4 protein-coding genes and 1 pseudogene (1 of these 5 only partly in view) are annotated in these 4539 nt (G+C 68.3%); 2 read left to right on the top strand and 3 right to left on the bottom strand.

The features are described 5' to 3' along the window. Nucleotides 1-726, bottom strand: a pseudogene (locus E6G06_22245) (hypothetical protein); it reaches 225 nt to the left of the window's first position. A gap of 668 nt (nt 727-1394) precedes the next feature. Here E6G06_22245 and E6G06_22240 point away from each other — a divergent pair. Both E6G06_22240 and E6G06_22235 read left to right on the top strand, forming a co-directional pair. Next, the gene (locus E6G06_22240; protein ID TML85069.1) at nt 1395-2261 is read left to right on the top strand and encodes an alpha/beta hydrolase; all 867 of its coding nucleotides are present in this window, start codon (nt 1395-1397) and stop codon (nt 2259-2261) included. Between the two features lie 384 nt (nt 2262-2645). Beyond that, a complete protein-coding gene (locus E6G06_22235; GenBank protein ID TML85068.1) occupies nt 2646-3443 on the top strand; it encodes a hypothetical protein in 798 nt (265 codons plus the stop codon). Between the two features lie 55 nt (nt 3444-3498). Here E6G06_22235 and E6G06_22230 read toward each other — a convergent pair whose 3' ends face one another. Next, complete coding sequence (locus E6G06_22230; protein ID TML85067.1) at nt 3499-4203, bottom strand: hypothetical protein; 705 nt, start codon at nt 4201-4203, stop codon at nt 3499-3501. Between the two features lie 163 nt (nt 4204-4366). Continuing rightward, the coding region (locus tag E6G06_22225) for an IS110 family transposase (protein TML85066.1) at nt 4367-4539 on the bottom strand (173 nt) is incomplete at its 5' end.

Here is a 4539-nt window from a genome sequence, read left to right as displayed (position 1 = left end):
AGTACCTTCGGAATCGAACTTGAAGCGCGAGATGCTGTTGCCCCTTGCGTTGGCGACGAACAGCTCGCCCGAGCGGTCGAAGGCGAGATCTTGTGGGTTGCTGAGGCCATTGCCCGAGAGGACGCCGTTCGGGACCGCGTTCCCCGCACTGTCGAAGGTGAAGCGATTCACAGTATTCACGGTGCAGCACTGGGTTACGAAGAGCTCGCCAGTGGGGCTGAACGCGACGCCGCGGGGCGCGTTGCAGCACAGGCCGTCGGCAACCGCACCGGCCGGCGACGCGATGCCGCGCCGGTTGAATCGCAGGTGTACCACGTTGCTCTGACCCAGCTGCGCGACAAACAGCTGCTTGTGCCTGAAGGCCGCCCAGTGGGGAACGCTGAAGTCGCGAAAAGCGATTTGCCCGTTCGAAGAAGGATTGCCCAGCGGATCAAGGATGCGGCTGATGTAACCCGACTTCGGCGAAAATGGATCACCGCGGTTGACGACGAGCAGCTCGCCCGAGGGAGTGAACGCGAAGCAGCAGGGCCGGAAGAACGATGGGTCATCGATCGTTCGATTCAGGGTTGGTGCGCGGGTCGGACCTCGAACGTCGTAGCGGAGAACAGGACCGGATTCGCCGAGTCCTCCAGAGTCCCGCGCCGCCATCACGAACAGGGTCGCGGCGGCGCGGAGAGGCGGTGTGGCCGCCTCGCTGGCCGCGGCCGTTGTCAGAGTCGCGAACAAGACGCCGGCGATAGCGACCCTCGTCATGCGCGATCGAAGGATTGAGCGACGATGCGAAGCCATCACGGACTCCTCGCAGTCTCAAATCGACGCACGGGGGCGCCACGTCGACCCTACGCCTGCAACCCCGCGATCGAAAGCAGCAATTCCCGATCGTCAAGGCCGTGACCGCGACCGGCAGTTCGCCGATTCAGGCTGGGTAGATGCACTCCACGCGCCGGACGACGGCGGTCGTCGCATCGACGAAGAGGCGTGCCACCGCTCCCCACCTTGGGCAGTCGGAACGCCGTCCTCGTTCAGCCGGTCAGCGACCCCCCGGATCGAGACGCCCTTCTTCCACATCGTCTCGATCCGCTTGGAGCCGTTGGACGCACAGAGCGCCGGCTATGAGCGCGTCCGGCGAGGTGTTGTCGACGTTCTTCTGGCGCGGATGAAACCGCTGAGACACACACCGAGCCGTCGTTCCGCCGCGCGAGCGGGGTGGCAGCAGGAGCTGGAGCGTGGGCTGCCGAGACGCGCCGCTCAGCCGGCGTTCGGGCGGTGCATAACCCTCGGGTCGGTTCGGCGTCGCGTGTGCACGAAATCGGCCGATCACATGAGCCAGCCGGCCGATGAGTTCCGAGCAGAGCACCAGTCAGTATGGACAGGATTCGCACAAAGGAGCACAGATGACCGAGCCGACCACCCACACGCTCGATGTCCCCGGCGCCACATTGACGTACGACGTCCACGTGCCCGACGCCCCGAGCGACAAGCGCCCGCTCTTCATCTTCGGCTCGCCGATGGGAGCCACGGGCTTCGAGCAGCTCGTCGGTCACTTCACGGACCGCACGGTCATCACCTACGACCCCCGTGGTATGGAGCGGAGCACCCGTGAGCCAGGCAGCGAGGTCACGGTGGAGGTGCACGCCGAGGACTACCACCGCGTCGTCGAGGCCGTCGGGCTCGGGTCGGTGGACGCGTTCGGGTCGAGCGGCGGCGGAATGTGCGGCCTGCACTGGGTGGTCGCCCACCCCGAAGACGTGCGCACCTTCGTCTCACACGAGCCACCGGTGATCACGCTGCTCGAGGACAGTCAGATGGCGATCAAGGTGAACGCTGACATCGTGGACACCTACCAGCGGGTCGGGTTCGGTCCGGCCATGGCGAAGTTCATCCAGCTGGTCATGCATCAGGGCCTGCTGCCCGACGACTACCTTGACCGGCCCGCGCCAGACCCCGCGCAGTTCGGTCTCCCCACCGAGGACGACGGCTCCCGCGATGACCTGCTGCTGAGCGGCAACCTCGCCATGCCGCCGTTCGAGCCCGACGCGGAGGCCCTGCGCGCGTCGTCAGTGCGCATCGTGCCCGCAATCGGCGCCCTCGGCGCGGGCGGATTGGCTCGGCGCGGTGGTGAGGCGGTCGCACGGCTGCTCGGCGTCGAGCCGATCATCTTTCCCGGCGACCACGGCGGCTTCGCCGCCAACGAGTGGTCCCCCGACAACGACCCGGCCGCGTTCGCCGCGAAGCTCCGCGAGGTGCTCGTCGAGGACTAATCAGGGCTGTCGCGGCCGCGCCCGATTCGGCGTTCTGCGCTTGTGCGCCGCGCAGCGAACGCCGCTCCAGAACGACGGCTTCACCGCCCGTATCCACCGCGACCGAACGGCACTTCGGTGCTCGGTTGCCATTGACGGGAAGCGCGTCGAACGCGCGCACCGAGTGCCCGCTCTGGAGCGGACGCGCCTTCGACTGAACGCTGGTCGCGGGTGTCTCATGCGGCTGCGGACTGAGCTGGGGCTTCCGATCAAAGGAGGCGCCGCCATCCAACTCAAGAACATCTCCACCGCCATCGAGCACTACGACCCGTTTCTTCACCAGCCCCGAGCGTTTGGCACTGATTGGCTTCCTCGCCGGCTACTCGGGTCTGACCCGAGAGGCGTATTCGCTGGACCTGCGTCAGTTCGCCACCTGGTGCGCAGAACACCACCTCGCACTGTTCTGTGCGCGGCGACCGACATCGAATCGTTCGCCCGGCACCTGGAGGTCCGAGGACGGGCGCGAGCCACCATCGCGCGTCGGCTGGGCACCGTCACCGGCTTCTACCGCTACGCGGTCGAGGAGGGCGTCATCGAGCACTCGCCCGCGGTCCACGTCCGCAAGCCCCGTCTGGACTACGAGTCCCACGCGGTGGGACTGGACCGAAAAGAGGTGGGTGCGCTCTTGGTGGCCGCGGGCCTGGCCGGAGCCCGGGACCACGCCCTCGTGTCGCTGTTGTGCCTGAACGGCCTGCGGGTCTCCGAGGCCGTCGGCGCCGACGTCGAGCGCCTGGCGCTCGAGCGCGGCCATCGCACCCTCACCATCACCCGCACGGGAGGAAAGGTGTCACCGTTCCTCTCGCGCCCCGCACCGCCCGGGCGCTGGACCTGGCGGTGGGCGAGCGCTGCGAAGGTCCCATCCTGCTCGGAGCATATGGCGCCCGCTTGGATCGCCATGCTGCGGCGCGCATCGTGCGTCGCCTGGCCCGCCGGGCGGGCATCGCCAAGCGGGTGGGCCCCCACACGCTGCGTCACGCCTTCATCACCGCGGCCCTCGACGCCGGCGTGCCTCTGCGCGACGTGCAGGAGGCGGCCAGCCACGCCGACACGCGCACGACCATGCGCTATGACCGAGGTCGGGTGTCCCTCGATCGCCACGCCACGTACATCGTGGCCACATTCCTGGCCGGCGCGGCCCGCTGACCTCGAGCCGCTCCGCTCCCGGGACGGAGGTGGAATGGGCCCCGGCGCTCGAGCGTCAACCCGTTCGAGACACCGGCCGGTAGCCAGCGTCGGCGAGCCAGGCGCGGGCGCGTCCGATATGACGGTCGTCGGAGAGCGCGTACCATCGCGTCGCGACATCGGGCCAGCGATCGAGCAGGTCGCGGAAGCGACGGAACGCACCCTTCCCGTCGATGGCGATGCTCAGTCGATCGGCGATCGCGGGATCGTCGAGCGTGGCGATGAAGTCAGCCATGTCCCGATAGGCGTCATCGGAGCCCTCGGGCCACACCGCCAGCCAGCACTCGCCGTCGGGCTCGCCGGGCAGTTCCTCGATGCCCGCGTCCCGCGCGTTCTCGATCACCCCGGCACTCCAGACCTCGCCCGTCTCGAGGTCGAGAACGCCGGCGTCGGCGCCGAACGATTCGCCCAGTACCTGCGCGAGCTCCTCGACGTCGACGGGCACCGGCGCGAGCCCATCCAGTGCTCGGCCCATCGCCACGTCGAGTTCGGTGGCCAGCTCGTCGTCGCCGCTGTCGCCTCGGGCGTGCAACGCCGCGCAGCAACGCTCGGCGAGCTCGAGGGCCCCGGGAGCCTCACGACCCAACGCAACCACGAGCGCGGCGCCGGCGGCTTGGAGGCACTCGTCTGGAAGTTTGGCGCTGAGCACGCCGACGATCGCGGGGCCGTCCGCGCGGTGGGTGGCGATGCGCAGCCGCTTGCGCCATTCCTGCAGGTCCACAGACGACCAGTCTTGTCGAGGCGCGCTGGCTCAGCAGAACCCGCTCCAGAGCGAAGCCTCTTTGTGTCAACGACCTTGTTCGCGAGCGCGCCGAAGCAGCGCCTGTTGGTGGGCGCGTAGTGTCGTAGTGGGTCCGGGAGTGACTTCTCCGAAGAGCCGGTGTTCAGGGTTCAGCCGGCCACGCTGGAATAGAAGAGTCGTCCCTGGTCTGTCCTCCCGGGCCCGCCTTAGCGGCGTCGACGACGAGCTGGCGGTAGACCGCGTCGCTGATGCGCCGCTTGAACGCGCGCAGGGCTTCCTTGCGGCTCTTGCCCTCGGCCAGCTTGCGCTCGTAGT

The sequence above is a fragment of the Actinomycetota bacterium genome, from assembly GCA_005888325.1.
In the GTDB taxonomy this organism is placed as follows: Bacteria; Actinomycetota; Acidimicrobiia; order Acidimicrobiales; family AC-14; genus AC-14.
The sequence above is the reverse complement of the archived record's forward strand: the minus strand, read 5'-3'. Positions and strand labels throughout refer to the sequence as shown.